This is a genomic window from Acidovorax sp. SUPP1855 (genome assembly GCF_030158955.1).
GTDB lineage: Bacteria > Pseudomonadota > Gammaproteobacteria > Burkholderiales > Burkholderiaceae_C > Paracidovorax.
In genome coordinates this window covers 46,073-70,323 of the sequence record NZ_BQXI01000027.1, presented here as the reverse complement: position 1 = coordinate 70,323, position 24,251 = coordinate 46,073, and the positions used below count along the sequence as shown (strand labels likewise).

The window sequence follows — 24,251 nt, the reverse complement described above, 5'->3', positions numbered from 1 at the left end:
CAAACCAAGACACGGTGATGATCGCGATCCAAGGCGCAGCCATCACCTCCGACGCGCTCCTAAACCGCCTCCGCATTGCTGAGCTGGCTTCCATTGAGGAATTCGTGAAGGGCCAAGCGACCCTCCAGGACTGGGAAGCGCTCACGGGCATGAACAACGTTTGCGAGACCATGGCGCGTGGTGGAATCGGCCACGAAGCACTGCCCGCATGCCAAGAGGCTGAGCAAGCCCTCATCCAAGCCGCCAAGCGCTACGAGTCAACGCGCGTGTTCGGCTTTACGGCCGTAGGGCTCAAGGCCATCCGTGACGTGTTCGGCTATCACGATCTACAGCGGCAGAGCGTGAGCCGTGGAGAGTACGAGCGGTGGCTTAAAAAGACTCAGCAGCGCATTGACTCCAGGGCGCCGGAGGTTGTGGATATGGCAGAGATCAACCGCTGAATTATATTGAAATAATTAACTGCGTTGACTAAAGATAAGCCGAGTGATATATATACAGGATTGATGGAGAATATATGTCGACTTTTCTTCCTGCTAACATTCCGACCCAGGCAATTGCATTAACTGGGACTTCGACGGTAATACCCCTGTCAGACACAAGCCAGCCTTGCATGCTCCTGACTGTGGATTGCGACGAAATCGTATTCGCTCGGTGGGCTGGAGCAACGATGGACCCCGCGAGTGCTGATATCCCATTGCCTCCCGGGAGTTTTGGAACCCAGCGCCGGGGCAGCGCCACGCATATCGCAGTCAAGACCAAGACTGGCAAGTTGGGAACTCTTTATATCACCTACGGTACGGAGGTATAGCCATGGGATGGTTTGGATCGTGGATTCGTCAGGGCTTGCTGGGGAACTCCATCAGCCTAAGCGACAGCATGCCGCCTGCAGAAGCTATCTCTGCCGCCCCAGGTGTGGGTAGCCAAGCCTCACGTGATGACCATAAGCACCCTCGTCTCACTAGCGTGGCATGGGGTGTCACTGACGCATCGGGGGAGGTGTCCTATTCATTCACGCGATCATTCGCGAATAAGCCCGGCGTTGACTTCACCTATGAGGAAAATGCCAACAACCAGCCAATCATCTTCAAGGTGAAAAGCTGGGTAACCAATGTCAATGGTGAATATGTAGGCGCCACCGCAAGGGGATATCGCCTCCAGACATTGCCAACAACACTGACGCTCATCACTCAGCTGATAGGTTTCAGTGTTTCCATAAACGCACCGGCAGGCATCAACGTCTCCTGCATTGCGGTGCAGACCTCTTAATCAATCATCGACCAACCGTAAGGAGTCGAGTTCTGTGTCTGAATTAGAAACAAACAGAAACCAGCAAAAGAAACGCCAGAAAACGGGCGGCAGGGCCCCTGGCGTGCCCAACAAGGCCACCCGCGAGTTTCGGGAGACAGTGACCAAGCTATTGAGCGATAACGCCGATAACGTGGCTGTTTGGCTTGAGAGAGTGGCAACTGGCGGCGGCAATCCGGAGAAGGCCGACCCGGGTAAGGCGCTGGATCTTATGGCTAAGCTGGCCGAGTTCGCGGCGCCGAAGCTGGCGCGGACTGAGGTGACTGGGGCGGGCGGCGGCCCGGTTGTTGTTGCTGCGACCAATCTGGACGAGCGGCTTTGAAGCTCAATCCCAGGCAGCAGGAGGCGCAGCATGTGCTGGCGGGAGATGCCACGCACTGCATGCTGTTTGGGGGAAGCCGCAGCGGTAAGACCTTCCTGTTGGTGCGCAATGTCATCATGCGGGCCCTCAAGGCGCCAAACAGCCGGCATGCCATCCTACGTTTCCGTTTCAACGCGATCAAAGCCTCGGTGGTGCTGGACACCTTCCCCAAGGTGATGCGCCTTGCCTTTCCCGGCGTAAAGCACACGCTCAGCAAGACGGACTGGTACGCGGAGTTTGAGAATGGCAGTCAGATTTTCTTTGCCGGCCTTGATGACAAGGAGCGGACGGAAAAGATTCTAGGGATGGAGTTCGCCACCATTTACCTAAACGAGTGCAGCCAAATACCATGGGAAAGCCGCAGCATTGCCGTTACTCGACTCGCTCAGCAGGCCATGCAACAGATTCAAGGCAAGGAGCCGCAGAGGCTTAAGCCAAGGTTCTATTACGACTGCAACCCGCCCAGTAAAGCACATTGGTCTTACCGGTTATTCATCGAGAAGCGTGATCCTGACAAAAAAGAGGCAGTACGCAACACTGCTGATTATGCGAGCTTCCAGATTAACCCGGGTGATAACACGGAGAATCTAAGCGAAGGTTATCTTGAAACCCTACAGGGATTATCTGCGCGAATGAGAAAGCGTTTTCTAGAAGGATCATTCGCTGACGCCACCCCAAATGCATTATTCGAGGATGACGTATTCGAGAAGTGGCGCGTAGTTGATGGTGACGTGCCTCAGTTTGTGCGTGTCGTGGTCTCTGTTGATCCGTCAGGCGCAGACGATGCTGACAATGCGGACAACGACGCCATCGGCATCATCGTGGTGGGTCTTGGGATTGATGGCAACGCATACTTGATCGAGGACTGCACGGTTAAAGCCGGGCCGGCAACCTGGGGGCGTATTGCCACGGATGCATATGACCGCCACCAAGCGGACGTGATTGTCGGCGAAATGAATTACGGCGGGGAGATGGTGCGCTACACCATACAGACTTGTAAGCCCCGTGTTCCATTTAAGAAGGTCACAGCGACAAGGGGCAAGGCGGTGCGTGCCGAACCAATATCAGCCCTATATGAGCAGGGCAAAGTGCGGCATATTGGAAACTTCCATGAGCTGGAAGACGAGCTATCTGCATTTAGCACCTTCGGCTACACTGGCGCAGATTCCCCAAATAGGGCCGATGCGCTCATTTGGGGATTGACTGAGTTATTCCCCGGTGTGGTGTCCGGCCCTAAAAAGGAAAAGAAACCGCAACCCAAAAGGGTTGTGTCCTGGATGGGATAGTCAATTAGCTAACGCCGAGATGGCGCCGCAACATGACCAAAAAAGACGACGATTTATATGCGCAGGCCATGAAGGATTTCGAGGCCTGTATTTCTTCGGAATCAGATAACCGGCGTGAAGCGCTGGAGGATCTGAGATTCGCACGGCTGGCGCAGCAATGGCCTGTTGAAGTGGAAGAGCAGCGCAGGCAGGAGGGCCGTCCGTGCCTCACTATTAATCGCCTGCCTACCTATATCCGCCAAGTGGTCAACGACGCCCGGCTGAATAAGCCGTCGATCCATTGCCATCCTGTGGACGATGGCGGAGACGTGAAGACGGCTGAGGTGCTCAATGGACTGATCCGCAACATCGAGGTGATCTCCGGCGCGGACATTGCCTATGACACGGCCATCGAGAGCGCCGTGTCCGGTGGCTTCGGCTATATCCGTGTGGTGACCGACTACGCCCGTGATGACAACTTCGACCTGGACATCCTAATCAAGCGTGTAGCCAACCCGTTCACTGTCTACGGCGACCCGGACGCTGAAGCAGGCGACGGCAGCGACTGGAATCGCGCGTTTGTCACCGAGTGGATGAAAGAGCCTGAATTCAAACGCCGCTGGCCCAATGCTGACGTGCAAGGTTGGAAAGACGGGACGACAGGAGATGATCGTCACGAATGGATCGACGACGACCGCATCCGAGTTGCCGAATATTGGACCCGGGTGGAAGTGGATAAGACCATCGTGCGCTTGTCCACTGGCGAGGTGTGGGACAAGAAGGACTACGAAGAGCGCGAGGAGATGTTCCTAGCCCAGGGCATCACAGTTACCGCCGAGCGCCAAACGAAAGCGTACAAGGTCACTCAGCACTGGATCGGCGGTGGAGAGGTGCTGGAGTCCAAGGAATGGGCTGGTAAGTACATCCCCATCATCCCGGTATATGGGGACGAAGTGAACATCGAAGGCAAGAAGCATTGGATCTCTCTGATCCGCTTCGCTAAAGACCCTCAGCGCATGCTGAACTACTGGCGCACCGCATCCACTGAGCTGGTAGCGCTTGCGCCGAAGACGCCGTATGTTGGTGCAGCCGGCTCGTTCGATACGGACTCGGCCAAGTGGGCTACCGCCAACACCGAGACGCATCCATACATCGAATATGACCTGGTTGAAGGCGCCGCGCCCCCGCAGAGGCAGCCATTTGCCGGGCCGCCCGCTGGCGCTCTGCAAGAGGCGCTCAGCGCATCGGATGACATCAAGTCGGTAATCGGGCTGCACGATGCATCGCTCGGTGCTCGAAGCAATGAGACCTCTGGCCGCGCGATCATTGCCCGCCAGCGAGAGGGAGACGTTTCGACGTTCCACTTTCTGGACAACATGACCCGGGCCATTCGGCAGACTGGGCGCATTCTGGTTGACCTCATCCCCAAGGTGTACGACAGCCCGCGAGTATTGCGCGTGCTGGGAGAGGACATGAAGCCCACTACTGTTCAGGTTAATCAGGCAATTCCCCAATCCGATGGGTCTGAGTTGATTTACGACCTGCAGAATGGTAAATATGACGTAACAGTGAAGGCGGGTCCAAGTTTCACCACTCAGCGGGAAGAGTTCGTTGCCTCAGTTACTGAATTGACCCGTGCATTCCCGCCAGCCGCCCCGATATTGATGGACATGCTTGTCAAGGCGCAGGATTGGCCGGAAGCGGACAAGATCGCTGCACGCTTGAAAACCCTGCTGCCGCCTCAAATCCAGGCAATGGAAAATGGTGAGCAGCCTATTCCACCTCAGGCCCAACAACAGATGCAGCAAATGCAGCAGCAGCTGCAGGCAGGCGCCCAGCAGTTTGCGCAGCTGCAAGAGGCTCACCAGAAATCGCAGCAGGAAAATCAGAAGGCACAGTTTGAAGCCATGAAGGCACAGGCAGACCGGGACATCAAACTAGCCGACCTGGAGATTAAGGCGCGTGATGTTGAAATCGCCCGTATCAATGCCGGCTCGAAGCAGCAAGAATTGCAGTCGAAAATATTTGAATCTCAGAATCAGCAGGTATACAATCCCGCAACAGCTGAGGTGGCTCAGTAGTGTTATGGGCTGTGCACATTAAATAGCAGGCCGCCCTAACGTCGAGATGACGCTGGTTCCCGGAAGGGAAAAGGACCGTAATGGAAGAAAACGCCGACCAATCTGCTTCTGCAGAAGTCGAAACTTCGACCGCCCCAGAGGCGGAATTCGAGTCGTCTGGCAACGAATCGGAACTTGAGAATGGAGGCGAGCAATCGCCCCCTGAATCGGATGAAGAGGAAGTTGATTACAACGGTGAGAAATACCGCCTGCCGAAGAAGCTGAAAGACGCCTTACTTCGGCAATCCGACTACACCAAAAAGACCCAGGAAGTAGCCGAGCTACGCCGCCAGACCGAAGAACAGCAAAGCCGACTCCAGCAGGAGCAACGGCAGGTTCAAGAGACGGTGCAGCGTCAGCAGGCGAATATCCAGGCTTATGCGCATGTAGCGGCAATCGACCAGAGACTGCAGCAATACCAGCAGGTTAATTGGCAAGCGCTGAATGCCGAGAACCCGCAGGAGGCGCAGCGTTTGTGGTTCGACTTCCAACAGGCTAAAGATGCGCGCAGCCAGTTGGTCAATCAGATTTCGCAGCACGAGCAGCAATTAACACTCCAGCAGCAGCAGGCAATGCGCAGCCGGCTGGAACAAAGTAAAGCCGCTTTGTCCCGCGAAATCAAGGACTGGACGCCTGAAAAGGCTTCGCAGATCGCCAGCTATGCGAAGTCCATGGGCTTTTCGGATAACGACCTAGCAACGATTACCGACCATCGTGCAGTCGTGCTTATCCATAAAGCCATGCAGTACGACCAGATGGTGGCAAAAGCCACTGCCAAGCCTAAGCCATCCGCAGCGGTAACCCCTCTAACTGTAGTCAAGTCCGGAAGTGGTAATTCCACCAATCCGAGTGATATGTCTATGGATCAATGGGCGGAGTTCGAACGCAAGCGAATGGCAAAGAAACGTTCTTGATTTCAAAGGATTAACTCATGGCCAATAGCCTGCTTACCCCAAAGGAGATTACCCGCAAGGCGCTGGTAATCTTGCACCAGAAACTCAACTTTGTCGGTAACGTCAATCGTACCTACGACAGCAAATTCGCTAAAGAAGGCGCGAAGATCGGCAATTCGATCGATATTCGCCTGCCAAACCAGTATGTCGTGACTGACGGACCTAATCTGGTAACTCAGGACACGAATGATCAGGTAGTAACCCTGCAGATCAACAAGCAAAAGCACGTCGGCGTGTCGTTTTCGTCCGTTGAGCGCACGCTGAGCCTGGATGACTACGCAGACCGAGTGTTGGAGCCGGCAATGGCCCAGCTCGCCGCTTCCATCGAGGCGGATGCGTTCTCCATGATGCTGGACGTGCCCTATGCCGTGAACAACATCGGCAGCCCGCTCACGTTCCGCAAGGTGCTGGAGGCTCGCAAGATCCTCAACGACAACCTGGCGCCGATGGACAACAACCGCAGCGTCATCCTCAACACCACGGACAACGTGGACATGGTTGACCAGCTGAAAGGCCTGTTCCAAGACTCGACGCAGATTGCCAAGCAGTACCGCGAGGGCATGATGGGCCGGACCGGTGGCTTCGACTTCTGGGAAAACACGCTGATGCCCGGCCAAGTTACCGGCACCGCTGCCGCTGCTACTGGCTACACCGTCAACGGCGCTGCACAGACGGGCGCAACGATCGTTGTCGCTACGGGCACGGCCACGTTCAAGAAGGGCGACGTCATCACGATCGGTGGTGTTAACCGCGTGCATCCTGAGAGCAAGGTGGACACCGGCACGCTGCAGCAGTTTGTCGTCACCGCAGACTTCGCGGGCGGCGCCGGCACGATCAATATCAGCCCTTCGATCGTGGCTACTGGCGCGTACCAGAACGTCACTGCAAGCCCTGCAAACGGCGCTGCAATCGCCAAGCTGGGCACTGCTTCGGGCATCTACCGCCCATCGCTGGCGTTCCACCGTGACGCCTTCGCATTTGCGACTGTCGATCTGATCCTGCCCCCAAAGAAGGACGCCTATCGCGAGGTGTACGACGGCATCAGCATGCGTTTCGTGTCGGACTACAACATCCAAAACGACACGCTGCCAGCCCGTTTCGACGTGCTGTACGGCTACAAGACGATCCGCCCTCAATTGGCAGTCCGTCTGCTGTCCAACTAAGGAGGTTGCCCATGTCCGTAGGAACGATCATGGGCAACACGCTGGCGCTTGGGGTGGCTGAAATCACTCTGACGCCGGCATCTGTTGCCGCTGCTACCACTGCTGAGCAGACCTTCCGTCTTCCAGGCATTCGCCTGCGAGATGCCATCGCCGGCGTTTCCCGCACAGGAACGCCACAGGCTGGTTTGGGCATCGTCAATGCCCGTGTTGTCTCCGACGACACCATCGGCGTCACCTTTGCAAACACCACGGCTGGTGCCCTCACTCCAACGGCTGGGGAAATCTACAAAGTCACTTGGCTGCGCCCTGACGCAGTGCAAACCGGCACGTCCGTTTAAGGATCTTCAAATGAAGCAATACCCAAAAGCCCTCTACAAGGACGGGAACGTCCTGCAGCACATGGTGATCGTGGACAGCGGAGAAGAAGAGGCCGGTGCCACCGCAATGGGCTACCAGCCAGCAAAGCCCAGCGAGGAAAAGGAGGCATACCCGGACGTCAAGCATGGCGAGTCCACGGCACTCGTTGACCCGGTGAAGACGACGCTTGCGTCAGAAGACCCGAAGGACGGCTACATCTATGCCACATCGGGCTCGGCCCCCACGCCTGATTTCCCAATCGACAACGACCGGAAATATGCCGACGAGAAGACCAATCGCCCTGTCGGCCGCCCTCGCAAAAACCAGGGGTAATCCATGGCCTTGGCGACCTATGACGACCTCGTTGCACAGGTGCAGGCCTGGAGCAAGCGGAACGATTTGGGCGCCCAGGCCCCGGACTTTGTGAAGCTCGCAGAAACCCGGATTAAGGAACTGGCCCACCCGAAAATGCTAGAGCGCACTGTGATAATCCATACGGTTATTGGATCGGATTACGTCCCATTGCCGTCTGGATTTGAGCCAATTGCTTTTTGGATTGGAGAAGGCGGCGGCCGCCGTGAGATATTGCAATTGATGGTCGAGGATCTACCGTATTCAACCGACCCGGCAAAGCCGTATTACTATGGAATTGACGGAGATGTAATTCGATTCCCGGCGCCCGTAGACGCGGTTTATCCGTTGCAGTACCGCTATTCGCCGATGTACTCAATATCTGCTAGCCAGCAGACAAACGAGATTTTGACGAAGTATCCGGACATCTATCTATTCGCCACTCTCTTTGAGAGTTCGAACTATCAATTCGATGATGAATCGGCAATTCGCTGGGATGCAAGGTTCCGGGATGCAATAAAGCGCGCTAATCGCCAAGAGGCGCGAGCAGACAAAAACGTTAAGCTTGTCACCGAGATTAGCAAAGGTCGCTCATATAACATTTACGAAGGCCAATAATGTCCTTCGAAAACGCGACCTTTATTAACCAGCTCAACGTGGCTTGGCCGTTGGCTGCTGATCTCATAAGCGAAGGCGATGATCACATCCGCCTGACCAAAGCCACGCTGAAAAACACGTTCCCCAACGTGGCGGGCGCCGTCTCCGCGTCGCACATCGAGCTGAGCTACGTTACCGGCGTCACCTCTGGAATCCAAGGGCAGATCAACGGCAAAGGCGCGATCACCGGACAAACATGGTCTGGTGCACACGTCTTTGGCGGCACTGTGACGCTCCCTGCGGCGACGACTGTCGGGACTGTGACGGCTGCAGAGATCGCCTATCTGTCGGGTGTGACGTCTGGCATACAGGCTCAGTTTACTGGCAAGGCCAGCCTGTCGGGCGCGACCTATACCGGCGCCCACAACTACAGCGGGGCGTCTGCTGTCACCCTGCCGGCGAACACGTCAATCGGGACCGTCACTGCAGCAGAGCTTGGCTATCTCGATAACGTCACCAGCGATATCCAGGGGCAATTCGCCGGCAAGGCAAGCAAGGCCGGAGACACCTACTCCGGGATTCACGACTTTACTTCTGCCGTGGTGCGCGTCCCAACGCTTGCAGCAGGGTCTGCTGGCAGCAAGGCGGCAAGCCTGGATTTCGTCAACGCCGCGGCCTTCTCGGCTGTGTTGCCTGGGCAGGCGGGCAACGCCGGCAAGGTCATCACATCGGACGGCACAAACGCGAGCTGGACAACGGCCATACCTACATTGACGATTCCCGTCCTGTTCGCATCCAGCCTAAACGGCGGACAGTTTTCGGGCACTCGGAACAAGTCCTGGAATGGCGCGTTCCTCATCAACCAAAGAGTTGTTTCGGGCTCTGTGGCGCTGGCTTCTAACAGCTATGGACATGACGGGTGGAAAGCTGGACCGGGTGGTTGCACATACACATTTTCTACAACTGGAGGCGTTGTCACCCTGACCATCTCGGCGGGGACTCTGCTGCAGGTGGTGGATGGAGACGACCTCGAAACCGGGACGCATGTGCTTTCCTGGGTTGGGACCTCGCAAGGGAGGATCGCGGCCGGCGCTTATTCCGCCTCTGGAGTGACCGCCAGCGTCACCGGTGGAACATCGGTGAACATCGAATTCGGGACCGGGACGCTGTCTCTTGTCCAGTTCGAAAAAGGCAGCACGGCAACGGCCTTTGAACGGAGGCGAAAGGCGGAGTACCTGCGCGACTGCGAGCGCTACCTGCAAAAGTCGTTCGACTTGGCAATTCAGCCACGCCAGAACTTGGGTTCTAGCGCTGGCGCGGCCGTGGTGACAACACAGACATCCAACGCGCAAAACTTCACCGTAGACATCCCGTTCAAGACGCGGATGAAAAGCGCCCCTTCGTTGATTACCTACAACCCATTCGCGGCCGGCGCTGGATTCTCCGCATCTGGCATCGGCGACTACGCGGCCTCGATCTATTCGACGGGGGAAATGGGGGCAACCATCCGCTGCATGGCCAGTGTGGTCGCTGCTCAATCAAACATGTCCATCCACTGGATGGCGTCTTGCGAACCATGAACATGCAAGTCATCACCAACTACGCCGTACCCGCCCCGCATAGCTGGAGGGCCTCTGATGAGGCCGCAAGGCTAGCAATCAGCGTGGCTCCTGCAGATGTCGGCAAGTACGCACTCCAGATGGACAACATGACGGAGTGGATGCTGGTTGACGCCAACCCCCCGTCCTGGGACCAGCGCAGCAAGCCGGCGGAGGCAACGCCGCCAGCTCCAGCCACTCCCGATCTATCGCGGCCTGGGATTGTCTGTATTGATGAAGTTCTGAACGCTATTTACGGCGTTGGCGGGTGGACGAATCGCACAGGGGTTGGCGCTGGCACCGACATAGGCCCAGCGTTAATTGCCGCATGCGCAACTCTGCGAGCAAAGTACGGCCGAGGCGAAATATTTATACCGCCTGGCCGCGAACTGCTGGCAAAAACAGTCCCTAGCGCTGCCCAATGGGCGGGCGTTACTCTTCGTGGCGCAGGAAGCCAGGCATCGACGGTGATCTTGGACTCCAATTCCGCAAACTTCTACTCTACGAATGCAGCCCAGGGGATCAGCGGTGGCGGCGTGCACAGCCTTTGCATTGCACTTGAGGCGGGGCATCCTAACTCCGCGTGCGTTGCCGTGAGCTTGCAAGGCGGCTCCCAGTATCAGCCGGACCAGACCACTTTCAGCGATCTCTACATCACCCGCAAATCACCCGATTCGTATTGGTATTCGGGGTTTGTTGCGTATGGCAATGACCGGACAAGCCCCCAAGGCATCAGAGGAGCTGACGTGAGAAACGTGCAGATATTCGGCTGCAAGAACGCGGGCGTTTATCTGAGCAACGCCGTGCAGTGGGACATGAGTAATATTGGTGTGTATCAAGGCGTCGGCGGTGGATCGAATTTCTACATCGCTGGCGGGGGAACGCCTGCCACAAATTCCACCCAGATCAGGGTTGATGGCCTAGTTTGCGGCGAACTAAACATAGCGAACGCGACCAAGTTTTTCGTCTCCGGGACTGCGGCCACCGTTAATTCCCAGCCCACCGCTTATCTGGGTGACATCTCGATTCCTGGAGCCGCAGCGGTTGGCGCCTTTGGCCCTGGCGTGCGGGTGTTTGTCGGATGACGTCTGTCACCTTCCCCTCGCTCGGGCGGTTTGGCGTCATCAAGGACAAGCCCGCCCAGGAGCTGCCGGTCAATAGTCGCACCTCTCCGGGCATGGCGTGGTCGGACGCGCTCAATATGCGGTTTCGCAATGGCGCTATCGAGCGTTTCCTTGGCGAAAAGCGCGTGTTTGATGCGCCCGTGGTCACTCCTTACTACTTACAACAGTACAACCAGGGCGGCAGCCGCTGGTGGGTGCATGCAGGTCTCAATGCGATCTACGCAGACAACGGCACGACGCGGCTCAATGTGACGCCGACCACTGCCCCAACGGGAGCGATTGACGACCGCTACACGGGGGGCACGCTCAATGGCGTCAACGTGCTCAACAACGGCAAAGACGCCCCGTGGTATTGGGGTGGTTCGGGTGTATTTCTGCCACTCACGGCATGGCCTGCTGCTACCCGCGCCGCATCGATCAGACCATACAAAAACGTGCTGGTGGCGCTGGATATCACCAAGAATGTAGGCACGACCAACGACCGTTTCCCGCACATGGTGAAGTGGTCGGACGTGGCCGCCCCCGGCTCTGTGCCTGGTAGCTGGGACCAGAACGACAAGACCAAATTGGCCGGAGAGATCGACTTGGCCGAAGAGCCTAGTTTGATGGTCGATCAGCTCCAGCTCGCCGACGCGAACATCATCTACAAAGAAAACGCCATGTTCTCGATGATCGCAACGGGTGGTCAGGACGTCTTTCGATTCCAGCGCCTCCCCGGATCAATCGGCGCGCTGGCCCGAGGATGTGTCGCCAACACTGACTTGGGGCATGTTGTGCTCGCAGCCGGTGACGTGGTGCTGCACAGCGGCCAAGGCCCGCAGTCGATCATCAACAACGTGATGCGGAAATGGCTGTTTCGGACCATCGACAGCACGAACCGTAAGCGCTCTTTCGTGACCACGAACCCGGTGGCGAAAGAGGTGTGGGTGTGCTTCCCCGAATTGGGCAAGGCATCTTGCTCTCTTGCCGCAGTCTGGAACTGGGTGGAGAACACTTGGGCTATCCGTCAGCTCAACAACGCAACGTATGGCACCACGGGACAAATCGACTACTCCGCATTCTCCGCCTGGGCGGCGCAAACCGACACGTGGCAGGACGCGGCCTCGGCATGGGACGAAGACCAATATTCACCTGCCCAAGCTCGCTTGCTGACCTGCAGCACCACGCCGGCCATCAACGCGATGGACATCACTGCAACCTTTAATGGCTCGGTCTACACGAGCTACGTTGAGCGCACCGGCATCAGCATGGACGCTCCGAGCATGGTCAAGCTGATCCGCTCCATTGTGCCGCGCGTCGATGCGGCCAAGGGCACGCGCATCCAGTTTGAGGTGGGCTCGCAGATGGACATTGAGGCCCCGGTCACATGGAGCCCGGCAGCCACTCACACGGTCGGAGGCGGCTTCAAGGTGGACACATTCAGCAATGGGGCGCGGTTCCTGGCTTTGCGCATCTCTTCGCTGGACAACCAGCCATGGCGCATCGATAGCTGCGACATCGACATTGTTTCGCAGGGGAGGTACTGATGTCCCGCTACCGCCCAACCAACGTCCCGAGCGACCCGCAGGCGCTACCTCAATTCCTTGATGCCGAACACAACGTGATCGCCCGGGCCATCGAGTCGCCTGCCGACTTTCTGGCCTGCCGAACCTTGTTCAAGGAGCCCGCAAAGCTCGCGGAAGGAATGATCGTGCTCGCTGACGGGGCATTGTGGAACCCCGGGTCGGGCTCTGGTTTTTATGGATACCGCGCCGGCGCATGGCGCTTTTTGGGGTAAATCATGGCAGCATCTTTTGGCGGGTCTTCGGGGATTGGCGGCTACACCATCGCCGATGATGGAAGTGTCATCTACGCGGATGGCTCGCGCGGGCCTGCTCGCACGGCTTGGCAGGACGGCTCAGGCAACATTGCCTATGCCGCCAACAGCGCCGGCCCTGCATCGACTGCAGGCGGCGCATACCAGATGCCCAGCACTGGCGGCATGCAGACGACCAAGCCTGCGGCCTTTGGCGGTTCGTCTGGCGGCGCAATGGCTGGCATGGGCTCGGCATTCGGTGGAATGTCTCAAACCCCAGCGCCGAACTTTTCTGGCTTGGCTGGAACGGCTGGCATGTCCTCTGCCGGCCAAAACCCCTATCTGCAGCAGATGGGTGATTCGCTGGTACAGCAAAACACGCAGAACCTGCAGCGCAACGTGCTCCCTAGCATTGCGTCCCAGGCGATGGCGTCGGGTGGCTACGGTGGGTCACGTCAGGGCGTCATCGAGTCAAACGCTATCAGCGATAACCAGACCGCAAATGCAGCGGGCTTGGCAAGCCTCTACGGCAATTCGTACAACAACCAACTTCAGTACGACCTGGGCCGCAGAAACAATGATCTAGGCTACCTCAACGCGAACAACAGCTATGACCTGGGCCTGCGGAACAACGCGACGAGCCAGGATCTCGGCCTGCGCAACAACGCCCTGGGCTTTGCGAACCTCAATGCCAACACGGGCCTGGGCTACGCCAACCTGGATCGCAACATCAACAACGACAACCTGGCGTGGCAGCAGCAGGGCGCCAACATGGGCCTGGGTATCTATGACCGTTTGCAGCAGGGCAACCAAACAGGCATCAATGCTGGCACGAACATTCAGAACACGCCGATGAATTACTGGAGCCAGTTCACCAACCAATTCAACGGGATCGGCCAGGGATATGGAGCTACGACCGGATCGGCAAGCAATCAGGGTAGTCCCGTGCTCGGCGCTCTTGGTGGCGCACAGCTCGGAAACCAGTTTGGCAATTGGTGGGGCAGCGGGAATAGTGGTGGAGGCCTGACGGCCACCACATCCAACCCTAGCAGCTACAACATCGGCAGTTACGACTATGGCCTCGGTACTGGCGGCGGCGGCCTGGGATTTAAGTTCTGATGGTCTATCAACCGAATCAAATTCCGGACGAGGCGTCCAGCGCCTTGGCCGCCGCGTTCGCTCATTCGTACTCGCAAACCGCTGATGAATGGGTGGACCGCTGCCGCAAAGACTTGGCGCAACTTTGGAGGAGGGGCGACCTTTGGGCCATCACCGAAGTACTCATTTCGGACGGAATGCGAGTCTTGAGATGCATTGCCATGGCTGGGCCTTATGACCCGGCGTTGAAAGACGAGATCGAACAATGGGGCCGATCTGTTGGGTGCAGGAAAGCCATCATCGAAGGCCGCAAAGGGTGGTCGAGAAAGCATCGAGATTACAGCGTGAAAGCTGTCACTTTGGAAAAGGAACTTTGATATGCCGAGTGCAGCAGCACCTATTGCCGGCGCAGTCGTTGGCGGCCTGATGTCAGATGACGGCGGTGGTCAGCAACAGACCAACACTAAAGAGCCGTGGGCGCCTGCGGCCCCGTTGTTGCGCAACAGTCTGACGACTGGCGACAAACTGCAGAACTACTACCAGCAGAACCCCTTCAATCAGCAGCAGCAAGTCGGTTACCAGAACCTGTATTCGGACCTGGACAGCTTCCGCGACCAGACCGCGCCCGGGCTGATGAACTTCGCTAACCGGCTGATGAGCACGAACTACCAGCGTGCTCCAGCCGGGAGCGAGGCGCCGCAGTATTCCTACGGGGGCAACGGCACGTTCCAGATGGGCGGCCAACAACAAGCGCAGCCTATGGGCGGGATGCAATCGACCAAGCCGATGCAGTACCAGGGCGATCAAGGCGGGATGCAGGCGCAGGGCAGCATGGGCGGGTCTCCAGATTTCGCCGGCCTGATCGCCAGCATGCAAGCGGCCCAAGGCCAGCCGCAAGGGCAGGGCATGGCGGGCGGATCGGCTATGGGCGGTGCAATGGGCGGTTTGCTGGGCGGTGCGGGTCCTTTCGCAGCGCCTGGCGGCCAGTCTTACGGCCTGATCGACTTCGCCGCACAGAACCCATTCAACGGCGCGCTAAAGCCCACACCGGCTGCAGAGGCGCCCAGCCAGCAGACGGTGGATGACCTCGTGGCCGCAGCACTGCGCAAGCGGGAGCAGGACGCGCTGAACGAGTACCACAACCAGCGCGGGAGCTAAGCATGACGGGACTGTTGGATTTCCTGGCATCGCCTGAATCCCAACTTGGGATTGGCCTGCTCGCTGCAGCAAACAGCGGCATGGGTCTGGGCCAAGGGCTGCTCAGCGCCACACAGAGCGTAGCGGCGCAACACCGTGCAGGGCTGCAGGACAAATACTTGCAATCACAGGTGGAGGAAAACGCCAGCCAAGCAGAGTTGCGAAAGCAGCAGTTGCAGATGGCCCAGCAAAAGCAGAACATGCTGGCCGGCCTTTTGGGAGGCCCTGGCGGCTTGCCATTGGCGACCACAAGCGGCGGACTGAACGTGCCTTCCGGTGGCGGTAGCGGCATCGAGAACATGAGCCCGAACCAGATCGCGGCATTAAAGGCCAATGGCATCGACCTGGAAAGCATCTGGAAGACGTCCAAGGAAGGCTTCAAACGCGACGCAGGGGCCTACTATGAAGATGTCAACGGCGGTCAGCGCTTCTTCCCGCAGTTGGATCGTGGCATGGCCATCTCGAACGGCCAGGTGGTGCAGGCGCCAGGCTATGCCCAGGCCAACGCTGCAATCAAGGGCCAAGAGGCTGGCGCAGTAGAGGCGGCCAAGTACCCGTTTGCAGTGGGCGCTGATGCGGCGCGCCAGAACCTGGCCGCATCTTTGGACACTGTCGAGGTATTCAACCCGACAACCGGGCGCAAAGAAATCATTCCACGCGCAGTGGCAGTGGGCGGAATGCGTCCGTCGTCTACGCCTGCCGGCATCCCATCTGGATACGCAGGAGGATCGCGCGATGCGGCCACGCAAGAACAGATCCTGATGGTGCAAAACGAGCTGAGCAAGCTCCCTGCAAACCACCCGGACCGTCCAGCCCTGAGCCGCGAGATCGCCAGGCTGCAAGGCATGGGGCCACGGGATCAGGCAGGATCGGGGCAGTCCGGCAATTTCTCAGTTAGCCCAAGCGCTGCAGAGGACGCGGCGGCGGCGGCCGCGCGCACCCGTGCAACCAAGACGGCAGAGGCTGATGTGGATCGGGATACGGCGGCACAGAAAAAGACGAAGTCTGCCGGGGAAATGATTGCTGCGACGAAGCGCGCCAGGGAGCTGCTCCTGCAAGGGCCGACCGGCAGCGGAATCGGAGAGATGGTTGACAAGGGGGCCGCGTTTTTCGGAAGAAGCACGAAAGGCGGAGAGGTCTCGGCCAAACTGGACATCGTTGCAGGCGATCTGGTGAGCAACGTCCCTCGGATGGAAGGCCCACAGTCTGACGGTGACCGGCTTGAGTACAAGTTGCAAGCAGGGCGAGCTGCTGATCGGTCTTTGCCCGCGAACGTCCGCTTGGCCGCTATGGACGAAGTTGAGCGCTTGCAATCCAAATACGCACCGCTCAATGGTGGCACGAGCAACCAGGGCGGCGCCGAGGGCTCATGGGACGCCCCATCCAAGCCCAGCGCAGGCGGTTTCCGCATCATCGGAGTGCAGTAATGCCGGTCTACAAACTCGAGGGGCCAGATGGCCGCGTGTACAGCGTCGAGGGCCCGGAGGGCGCTACCGCTGAACAGTTGGGCTCCTTCATCACTTCGCAGATGGGTGGCAGTCAACAGGCACCAGCGCAGCCGAAGCCACAAGTCGGCATGCTCGAAGGCGCCGGTATGGGCCTTTTGCGCGGCGCTAAGGACGTGATCGACACGGGCGCACTCGGCCTTGCGTCGCTCTACGACAAGGTGACAGGTGGCGACCGCAGCATGTCGTCACTAATCACCGGCCAACCCACTGGCGAGGCGGCGCGCGTGCGTGCGATGAACGATGCCGGCAAGGCGGAATTCGATGCAAAGTACGGAGACAGCACTGCCGCATCGATTGGCCGCATCGGCGGCAACGTGGCCGCGACACTGCCGGCTGGCGGCGTGCTTGGATACGGCATGCGCGCCGCTGCTCCGATGATGGGTGCTGCTGCTCCTACTGTCGCATCGCTGGGCAACTCCATAGCAACAGGCGGCATGACTACGGGCAACCTGCTCAATCCAGCAGCCAATATGGCTGCACGGATAGCTGGCGGCGGGATCTCTGGTGGCGTGTCTGCTGGACTGATCGACCCGAACAGCGCGGGTACCGGGGCGGCCATAGGTGCCGCACTCCCGCCAACGCTCAGAGTCGCGCAAGCGATTGGCAGCCTCGGCAAGGGCGCAGCAAAAAACCTCATCGGCCGCACCACTGGCACAAGCCCTGAAACACTCAGCGCAGCCTTTGCTGCGGGACAAACGGGAAATCAGACTTTCCTGCAGAACATGAGAGGCCAAGCAGAATTCAGCGACGTGGTAGACGCTGCCAGGACAGGCCTTGACCAGATGCGCAGGGAGCGAGGCGCGCAATACCGCAACGGGATGACTGACATCTCTGCTGACAAAAAGGTTCTGGATTTCGCTCCGATTGACCGGGCTCTGCAAAGTGTGCGGGATATGGGGTCTTACAAAGGCGTACAGACGAACAAAAACGCAGCAGGTGTCGTTGATGAATTGGCCGGCAAGGTCGGCGAATGGCGCGGCCTGAATCCCGCTGAATATCACACCCCAGAGGGGCTCGATGCGCTCAAACGCGCTATTGGCGATATCCGCGATGCAACGCAGTTCGGCACGCCTGCCCGCAAGGCCGCCGATAGCGTCTACAACTCTGTCAAGGGTGAAATATCCAAACAGGCGCCCACATACAGCAAGGTGATGGGCGACTATGCCAAGGCCAGCGACGACCTGTCGCAGATTGAGCGGGCCCTGTCGCTTGGAGACAAGGCCGCAAAGGACACATCAATCCGCAAGCTGCAGAGCCTGATGCGCAACAACGCACAGTCTAATTACGGCAATCGGCTATCACTGGCCCAGCAGCTTGAGCAGCAGGGCGGGGTGGAATTGACCCCCGCAATTGCCGGGCAGGCCCTCAATACATGGACGCCACGCGGTCTATCTGGGGCGGTCCAGATGGGCGGCCTTGGGCTCGGTGCGTATGCAAACCCTGCAGCGATTATGGCCGCACCGTTCGCAAGCCCGCGTGCTATGGGCGAGGCCGCTTATGGCCTCGGCTTGTTGTCCAACAAGGCAAGCGGCATGGCATCACGAGGCGGAGGGCTGCTGGGCGTAGACCCCGAGACTCTGCTGCTTAGCAGGGGGCTTCTCTCAAGCATCCCGGTTGCTATTTCAGCCAACCAAACAACCCGCCAATGAACGCCAGCGCCGCCAGAACGATCAGCTTCCAAAGCATGTAATCCGTGAATTCCAAGGTCAAAGCTCCTATGAGTAATTTGCAAAGTGTCGGATCGCCGCAGCGAATCATCGAATTGAAGCTGCCGCTCCCCTACCTACTGACGATCATGGGCACGCTTGCCATGCTGATCGTGACCATGTATTTCAAAGGGGAAAAGGCGGCAGAAGAGATTGTGGCCCTGCGCGGCGATATACGCGAGTTGCGCGCGGAGCTGAAAGCCAAGGACAGCACAACGAACACGATTGCCGGGGCAATGGCCCTGCTGTCTTTCCGGGTCGAAACTGCTGAATCTGATATCCGTGTGCTGAAACAGTACGAGCTTCCGAGGAAGACGAAATAATCATGCCCACCCAAGATCCTATTGAGCTGGTCGATGCACTGTCACAGGCCAACATGCAGGCATTCCTTCGCATGCTGCGTCACGGCGAGGGAACATCAGGCGATGATGGCTATCGGGTCATGTTTGGCGGCGGCCTGTTTGACAGCTTCGCCGACCACCCGCGTCAGGCCATCACGCGCAAGCTAGGTGGAAACCCCATCACCAGCACCGCAGCCGGCGCATATCAGTTCCTATCTCGCACCTGGGACGGGTTGGTAAAGCAGTACGGGTTCGCCGATTTCAGCCCAAAAAACCAAGACCTGGGCGCGGTCGCGCTCATCAAGGGGCGGAAAGCACTGGATGACGTGATCGCCGGCAGGTTTGAAGACGCTGTGCGCAAGTGCAATCGCGAATGGGCGAGTCTGCCAGGTAGCCCATATGGCCAGCCAGTGGTGACCATGGCGCGCGCCAAGCAGGAATATGAGGAATACGGGGGCACCTATGCGCCTGCTGAGACTATTCCAGCCCCGCTGGGCCTCATTAGCCAACCAATCAACCCCGATCAACCCAAGGAGGTTCCTGTGACCCCATTTATTGCCGCCGTCCTTCCATCTCTCATCGACCTAGTGCCCAAGCTGGGCAAGCTTTTCTCCAGCGGCTCTGAAACCTCGGAGCGCAACATCAAAGCCGCCGAGATCGTCGTGTCTGCGGCCAAGGAGGCTATCGGAGCCCGGAACGAGCAAGAGCTGATGGAAGCCATCAAGGCCGATCCAGAAGCCGCCGCCGCGGCTAAGGCGGCAATCGAAGCGCAGTGGTTCCGGCTGGAAGAGGTCGGCGGGGGGATCGCGGCAGCGCGCGAGGCCAATGCGGTCTATCTGCAGCCCAATGCGCCAGGGTTCTGGCTCAACCCCGCGTTCTGGGTGTCGGCTGGCTTCCTGCTGATGCCGCTCATGATTTTGCTAGACATGCTGTTTGTTCACCCCGACGTGTACAACGACACCCTGCGCATCCAGATCGTTACTGCCATCCTGGCGCTGCTGGGTGTGGTGGGGGCTTACTGGCTGGGGACGAGTTTCTCCAGCCAGCGCAAGAGCGACTCCAAGATTGCGGGCGGCTAAATTCGCGCTGATATCTGCTCGGCCGTTTCCCGATAGTAGGTGTTGAGCAGGATCTTTAGATCCTTGTGCCTGCTGATCCGCGCCAGGGTCATCACGTCCACTTTCCTAGATAGCAGCGTTAGCGCAGTGGCCCGCGTGTCGTGGAACGTCAGGTCCTTTATAAGCAATTGACGCGTCAAGCGGCTGAATAGCGTACTTGCCTCGTTCGCTTCAACGGAGAATTGTGCAGGCAGAAGCCGGGCCGCGCGCCTGGTGATCGGAACCTCCACGTATCCGGTCGTTTTTGTCCGCTGCAGTTGGTACACCCGACGCTTTGTGTCGTAAACACCTTCGAGAACCTCGGAGAGGCGCATGCCGGTGTGCAAAGCGATGTGGAAAGCTTTGACAACCTCTCCCATTTTCTTGTCTCGATCCGCCCGCAAAACGCGCCTAATATCCCTCCAACCCCAAACCTGACGGCGGGATTCTGCCTGCTCTGGCATGCGGACGCCACGGAATGGGTTGTGGTCGATCCAGCGCCATTCCTCCCTGGCAACAGTAAATAGGTTGCGCAGCAGATTGGCTTCACGCTGCACGGTGGCGCCGACTACACAGGCAAGCCGCGCGTCGCGCCATTTGCCTACCTCTGCGGTGGTGATCTGGGCGAGCGGAGTGTTCGCTCCGAAGTGCTCCATGAAGAAATCGAAGCGGCGTTCTTCCCATTTTGGTTTGGATTTACGCGCGCTGACCGTTCGCACATACTCCGCCACCGCATCGCCAAGAGTCCGGCCGCCGCTGGACTTGAGTGCATCCAGCTCAGCTTCTGCGGCCAAAGCCCAGGCCTGGGCCTCCCGCTTAGTCGCCGCTAGGTGCGATTTCCGGATGCCGTGCCGTTGAACTTCTGCGCGCCATTTGTCGCGGTATTTGCGGATTGATGCCATGTGCGGGCCGGTGTGCGGGGGGTGTGCGGGGAGCTAATGTAACCCTTCCGTGACGTGAATCGCTTTCCCCTCTATGAGACGGCCGCTATTTCCATCAGGCTCCATACAGTGGTCCCCTCGACAGGAATCGAACCTGTATCTAGCGCTTAGGAGGGAACCAACATAAGTTTAAAAATCCCTTTTGTGACTTGCACTTAAGGATGATCGGTACGCTATCCTATCTCAAATGTTCCAAATTTGTTCCAAGTGCCAATCAGGCGACTGGAATGGATTGCACAGGAGAGGTAGCGATGGCAGGTAAGTTGATCACAGAACGTGTGGGTGTCAATGGCGACATCTCGTTCCTAGTGCGCATCCGTGAGGCTGGGGTAGCGGTCAGCAAGACCTTCAAAGCCAAGAAGGAAGCTGAGAAGTTCATTCGTGAGGTCAAGACCAAGTTGGATAGGGGTGAGTCGGTAGACATTGCCAAGGTCAAGAAGATGACTCTTGGAACTATCTTTGACGCCTACATCAAGCACAACACCTTGGCGAAGGGGAAGCTTTACACCTTGAACAAGCTCAAACTGGAGATCGGCGCCGTGCCTCTCCAAAGCTTCAAAGCCGGGACCTTTGCTCTCTACTTGAAGACCAAGCTGGAAGAGCCCATTCCAGATCAGAAGAAAAAGAAAAAGGCCCATCCCTTGTTCAAAGGGAACATGGTCAAGGATGAAGCTTCCGGGGAGATGGTCAAGAAGACCTATGCAGAAGGCACCATTCGGAAAATCTACTATGTGATCAAGAATGCTTTGGAGTGGCATTCAAAGCATATGGATTACACGTTTGACAGCAAGCCTTTTGATGACAATCCACCGCCCAAAGCTTGGAAGCCGCGTGATCGCATTCTTGGAGAAGGTGAGCTTGAAAAGCTGCTTGCTGCCACAGACAAGATGTATGTCAAGCAGGAAGAATGGAAATGCTTCATCCTTTGGCAGTATTACTCGTGCATGCGGGCCGGGGAAAGCTTGCTCATGAAGTGGAGCGATGTCCACCTCAATGAAGAAAAGCCGCAACTCTCCTATATCTTCGTTCCCAAAGAGAATACGAAGATCGCAGACAAGAAAAATGCGGAAGACCGTAAGGTCCCTTTGAGGCCCGAATTCTTCCACTTCATCAAAGATAGGTTGATGAATTTAAAAAAGGAACGGCAAAAGCTTGTCTTTGGGGATTATTGGACTAGCAGTTCAACATTGGGCAACAGGTTTAAAGTTATCTGTAAAAATGCCAATGTTGAGAACTTCAAGATCCACGATTTGAGGCACTGTGCTGTCAGTTGGTACTTCATCAACACCAGCTTGACGGACATTGAGATCAGCAAGATTTCAGGCCACATTGAGCTTGAAACCTTGAAGCGGTATGCCACCTTGAGGCATAGTGACATCGGTGTGAAGCTGTGGGCTAATGCCGCTGTTGAAAGCAAGAAAAATGAAGAACAAGAAACTGTTGCTGGTTGATCTGGAGAACAAGCACAAGGTAGACCTGTCTCCATTGGATGAGAGCTTCAGAGCCATCATCTTCGTGGGGGCGAACCAGAACCCTCCCAAGGCTTCCAAGAAGCCTGCCACGGCCCACAGGTTCAGCCGTGTGGACTTCCTGAAGATCTCAGGCGCTGGGAAGAACGCCTTGGACTTCCACATAGCCTTTGAGCTTGGCCGGACCTTTGAGACAGCACCAGATACCCAGTGCTTCGTGCTCAGTGGCGACAAGGGCTTTGATCCGTTGCTGAACCACCTGAACAGCAACGGCATGAGCTGCCGCAGGGTAGAGAGCATTGCAGAACTCGTGCCAGTCAATGTGGTGCCGTTGGTGGCGCATGACCAGGTGATGTGTCCGTTCTGCAAGAAGGCCAGCACGATTCAGCATCATGGTGGGCACTGGTGCAGCAACTGCGGCAGGTTTGCCACGCCTCCAGATCCGAAGCTTCTGCCGTCTAACCAGAAGGGTTATAGAGAGCCCGAACGGTATGCCTACGAGGACACGAACCACTATGGAATGTGTGGTTGGTGCCACCAGCGAACCGATCTGGCTGGTGCTATCTATGACGATGGGGAGTGGATGTGTGGTGGCTGCATTTCAGGGTATGCGCGGTGACGCGGGGGGATGAATGAAGCTATCTGATTATTCGACGCAGAGGGTCGGTGAGTTCATTGCTGGTGATGCCGATGGCTGGCCCTACAGAAGTGGCCCAAAGCTGGTCGCTTACTTCAACAAGCTTGGCTTTCGTGAAGTCTATGGACAGGGGTTTCCGAGTCGAGCCACTTTCGCCAAAGAAAAAGTCGCAGAGCTCAACGGCAAGCCTAAGCTAAAAGATGCATTGCGGGAGTTGCTCGATCCAAGGCTGTGGCTTGAAGTCAGCAATGGCACCGTTGAAGGGTGTGCCGAACAGGTCAATGAGATCCTTCGTTATGACGGCTACGAAGTAATTCGGGACGGAAATTTTTACAAGGTCCGTGAGCTTTCAGGCGCTGTCATTGAGGTTGAGAACCGATTTGCAGAGTCTGAAGAGTTGAGCGAACTTCTCATTGAAGAGCAGATCCAGAAATGCCGCGAAAAGATTGAAAGTGGGGACTACTCTGGAGCGATCACAAACGCCAGAAGTTTGATTGAAGCTGTCTGCACTAAGATTGAAGCCGACCTTGATCCCAATGCTTTAGGCAACGATGGTGACTTGGTGAAGCTATTTAATCGGGTGCGAAAGCTGTTAAACCTTGACCCAAGTAGGCAAGACATCAACGAGTCCTTGAAGCAGGTTCTTTCTGGGCTCTCAAACATCATCAATGGCCTAGCGGCAATGCGCAACAAGATGTCTGATGCGCATGGTGTCACTTACAAGCCAAGTCGTCATCATGCGAAGCTGGCCGTCAACGCTGCCAAAACCCTTGCAGATTTCTTGTTTGACACGATGAGCTATCAGATTGAAAAAGGCGGACTGAATAAGAAGTAGTTCTAGTTAAATTCATAAGAATTTTACTGAACCAATGAAGAAAGCACCCTATTGGGTGCTTTTTTATTTGCTTGTTTTGTTGGCGTTTCGTGCCTCAACTGACTTCCAGCACTTGGCCCAGTTCCAGACAAGTTGATTGCGTTCGCGTTCGGCTATGTTGATGAGTAGATCTACGTCTAAACCCCTGCGGACTTGATTGGCAACTACCATAAGTTGATCGTTGCGCACGGCTGCTACAACGAATGACTCTCCGGTTATGTCAATGCCGAACTGTTCTAGATAGTAAATGCGATCCAAATCACCATCGATGATCGCATTGAACATTTCTTCCATAGTGTTGCCGTGTTCATCGACAAGATCCATGACCTTGCCAATACTTCCTGGTGGCACATTTCTGCCCATTTCTTCTTCTATTTCTTTGAGTGATCTCATG

26 protein-coding genes are annotated in these 24,251 nt (G+C 57.1%); 24 read left to right on the top strand and 2 right to left on the bottom strand.

Going from position 1 to position 24,251, the window contains the following annotated elements; translation table 11 throughout:
- Nucleotides 1–17: 17 nt before the first annotated feature.
- The 21 genes from AVMA1855_RS20265 to AVMA1855_RS20165 all read left to right on the top strand — a co-directional run bounded on the left by AVMA1855_RS20265 (nucleotide 18) and on the right by AVMA1855_RS20165 (nucleotide 19,918).
- Nucleotides 18–440 (top strand): hypothetical protein, encoded by a 423-nt coding sequence (locus AVMA1855_RS20265; RefSeq protein ID WP_284427090.1) that lies wholly within the window; start codon nucleotides 18–20, stop codon nucleotides 438–440.
- Between the two features lie 370 nt (nucleotides 441–810).
- Nucleotides 811–1,266 (top strand): hypothetical protein, encoded by a 456-nt coding sequence (locus AVMA1855_RS20260; RefSeq protein ID WP_284427089.1) that lies wholly within the window; start codon nucleotides 811–813, stop codon nucleotides 1,264–1,266.
- Between the two features lie 34 nt (nucleotides 1,267–1,300).
- Entirely contained in the window at nucleotides 1,301–1,627 is a 327-nt protein-coding gene (locus AVMA1855_RS20255) for a hypothetical protein (RefSeq protein ID WP_284427088.1), read from the top strand.
- Nucleotides 1,624–2,952, top strand: a complete 1,329-nt coding sequence (locus tag AVMA1855_RS20250; RefSeq protein ID WP_284427087.1) for a phage terminase large subunit — start codon at nucleotides 1,624–1,626, stop codon at nucleotides 2,950–2,952. The genes AVMA1855_RS20255 and AVMA1855_RS20250 overlap by 4 nt, the downstream gene beginning before the upstream one ends.
- A gap of 32 nt (nucleotides 2,953–2,984) precedes the next feature.
- On the top strand, nucleotides 2,985–5,012 hold the full coding sequence (locus tag AVMA1855_RS20245; protein ID WP_284427086.1) for a portal protein: 2,028 nt from the start codon (nucleotides 2,985–2,987) through the stop codon (nucleotides 5,010–5,012).
- Nucleotides 5,013–5,092: 80 nt separating this feature from the next.
- Complete coding sequence (locus AVMA1855_RS20240) at nucleotides 5,093–5,965, top strand: hypothetical protein (RefSeq protein WP_284427085.1); 873 nt, start codon at nucleotides 5,093–5,095, stop codon at nucleotides 5,963–5,965.
- A 17-nt stretch (nucleotides 5,966–5,982) separates the two neighbouring features.
- Nucleotides 5,983–7,167, top strand: coding sequence for a P22 phage major capsid protein family protein (locus AVMA1855_RS20235; protein WP_284427084.1), 1,185 nt, complete (start codon nucleotides 5,983–5,985; stop codon nucleotides 7,165–7,167).
- Nucleotides 7,168–7,178: 11 nt separating this feature from the next.
- A complete protein-coding gene (locus AVMA1855_RS20230) occupies nucleotides 7,179–7,505 on the top strand; it encodes a hypothetical protein (RefSeq protein ID WP_284427083.1) in 327 nt (108 codons plus the stop codon).
- Nucleotides 7,506–7,515: 10 nt separating this feature from the next.
- Complete coding sequence (locus AVMA1855_RS20225; RefSeq protein WP_284427082.1) at nucleotides 7,516–7,857, top strand: hypothetical protein; 342 nt, start codon at nucleotides 7,516–7,518, stop codon at nucleotides 7,855–7,857.
- 3 nt (nucleotides 7,858–7,860) lie between these two features.
- A complete protein-coding gene (locus AVMA1855_RS20220) occupies nucleotides 7,861–8,493 on the top strand; it encodes a phage adaptor protein (protein WP_284427081.1) in 633 nt (210 codons plus the stop codon).
- Nucleotides 8,493–10,052 (top strand): hypothetical protein, encoded by a 1,560-nt coding sequence (locus AVMA1855_RS20215; protein WP_284427080.1) that lies wholly within the window; start codon nucleotides 8,493–8,495, stop codon nucleotides 10,050–10,052. The genes AVMA1855_RS20220 and AVMA1855_RS20215 overlap by 1 nt, the downstream gene beginning before the upstream one ends.
- On the top strand, nucleotides 10,049–11,155 hold the full coding sequence (locus tag AVMA1855_RS20210; protein ID WP_284427079.1) for a hypothetical protein: 1,107 nt from the start codon (nucleotides 10,049–10,051) through the stop codon (nucleotides 11,153–11,155). Before AVMA1855_RS20215 ends, AVMA1855_RS20210 begins: the two co-directional genes overlap by 4 nt.
- A complete protein-coding gene (locus AVMA1855_RS20205; RefSeq protein WP_284427078.1) occupies nucleotides 11,152–12,720 on the top strand; it encodes a hypothetical protein in 1,569 nt (522 codons plus the stop codon). The genes AVMA1855_RS20210 and AVMA1855_RS20205 overlap by 4 nt, the downstream gene beginning before the upstream one ends.
- Nucleotides 12,720–12,971, top strand: a complete 252-nt coding sequence (locus tag AVMA1855_RS20200) for a hypothetical protein (protein WP_284427077.1) — start codon at nucleotides 12,720–12,722, stop codon at nucleotides 12,969–12,971. Before AVMA1855_RS20205 ends, AVMA1855_RS20200 begins: the two co-directional genes overlap by 1 nt.
- A 3-nt stretch (nucleotides 12,972–12,974) precedes the next feature.
- Nucleotides 12,975–14,108, top strand: coding sequence for a hypothetical protein (locus AVMA1855_RS20195; protein WP_284427076.1), 1,134 nt, complete (start codon nucleotides 12,975–12,977; stop codon nucleotides 14,106–14,108).
- Entirely contained in the window at nucleotides 14,108–14,464 is a 357-nt protein-coding gene (locus AVMA1855_RS20190) for a hypothetical protein (protein ID WP_284427075.1), read from the top strand. The genes AVMA1855_RS20195 and AVMA1855_RS20190 overlap by 1 nt, the downstream gene beginning before the upstream one ends.
- 1 nt (nucleotide 14,465) lies before the next feature.
- The gene (locus tag AVMA1855_RS20185; protein WP_284427074.1) at nucleotides 14,466–15,245 is read left to right on the top strand and encodes a hypothetical protein; all 780 of its coding nucleotides are present in this window, start codon (nucleotides 14,466–14,468) and stop codon (nucleotides 15,243–15,245) included.
- Between the two features lie 2 nt (nucleotides 15,246–15,247).
- Entirely contained in the window at nucleotides 15,248–16,711 is a 1,464-nt protein-coding gene (locus AVMA1855_RS20180) for a hypothetical protein (protein ID WP_284427073.1), read from the top strand.
- A complete protein-coding gene (locus AVMA1855_RS20175; RefSeq protein WP_284427072.1) occupies nucleotides 16,711–18,441 on the top strand; it encodes a hypothetical protein in 1,731 nt (576 codons plus the stop codon). The genes AVMA1855_RS20180 and AVMA1855_RS20175 overlap by 1 nt, the downstream gene beginning before the upstream one ends.
- Nucleotides 18,442–18,485: 44 nt before the next feature.
- Nucleotides 18,486–18,821 carry a hypothetical protein gene (locus AVMA1855_RS20170; protein WP_284427071.1) on the top strand — a complete coding sequence of 112 codons (336 nt, stop codon included), beginning with the start codon at nucleotides 18,486–18,488 and terminating at the stop codon, nucleotides 18,819–18,821.
- A gap of 2 nt (nucleotides 18,822–18,823) precedes the next feature.
- Complete coding sequence (locus tag AVMA1855_RS20165) at nucleotides 18,824–19,918, top strand: glycoside hydrolase family 24 protein (protein WP_284427070.1); 1,095 nt, start codon at nucleotides 18,824–18,826, stop codon at nucleotides 19,916–19,918.
- Here AVMA1855_RS20165 and AVMA1855_RS20160 read toward each other — a convergent pair.
- Nucleotides 19,915–20,838, bottom strand: a complete 924-nt coding sequence (locus AVMA1855_RS20160) for a tyrosine-type recombinase/integrase (protein WP_284427069.1) — start codon at nucleotides 20,836–20,838, stop codon at nucleotides 19,915–19,917. The genes AVMA1855_RS20165 and AVMA1855_RS20160 overlap by 4 nt on opposite strands.
- A gap of 290 nt (nucleotides 20,839–21,128) precedes the next feature.
- Here AVMA1855_RS20160 and AVMA1855_RS20155 point away from each other — a divergent pair, with 290 nt between their 5' ends.
- From AVMA1855_RS20155 to AVMA1855_RS20145, 3 genes are read left to right on the top strand one after another with little or no spacing between them, the layout of a single operon-like run.
- On the top strand, nucleotides 21,129–22,328 hold the full coding sequence (locus tag AVMA1855_RS20155) for a site-specific integrase (RefSeq protein WP_284427068.1): 1,200 nt from the start codon (nucleotides 21,129–21,131) through the stop codon (nucleotides 22,326–22,328).
- Nucleotides 22,300–22,965 carry a PIN domain-containing protein gene (locus tag AVMA1855_RS20150; protein WP_284427067.1) on the top strand — a complete coding sequence of 222 codons (666 nt, stop codon included), beginning with the start codon at nucleotides 22,300–22,302 and terminating at the stop codon, nucleotides 22,963–22,965. Before AVMA1855_RS20155 ends, AVMA1855_RS20150 begins: the two co-directional genes overlap by 29 nt.
- 13 nt (nucleotides 22,966–22,978) lie before the next feature.
- Complete coding sequence (locus AVMA1855_RS20145) at nucleotides 22,979–23,818, top strand: abortive infection family protein (RefSeq protein WP_284427066.1); 840 nt, start codon at nucleotides 22,979–22,981, stop codon at nucleotides 23,816–23,818.
- A gap of 63 nt (nucleotides 23,819–23,881) precedes the next feature.
- On the opposite strand, the gene AVMA1855_RS20140 is transcribed toward AVMA1855_RS20145, so the two are convergent.
- Nucleotides 23,882–24,250, bottom strand: coding sequence for a hypothetical protein (locus tag AVMA1855_RS20140; protein ID WP_284427065.1), 369 nt, complete (start codon nucleotides 24,248–24,250; stop codon nucleotides 23,882–23,884).
- Between the last annotated feature and the right edge of the window lies 1 nt (nucleotide 24,251).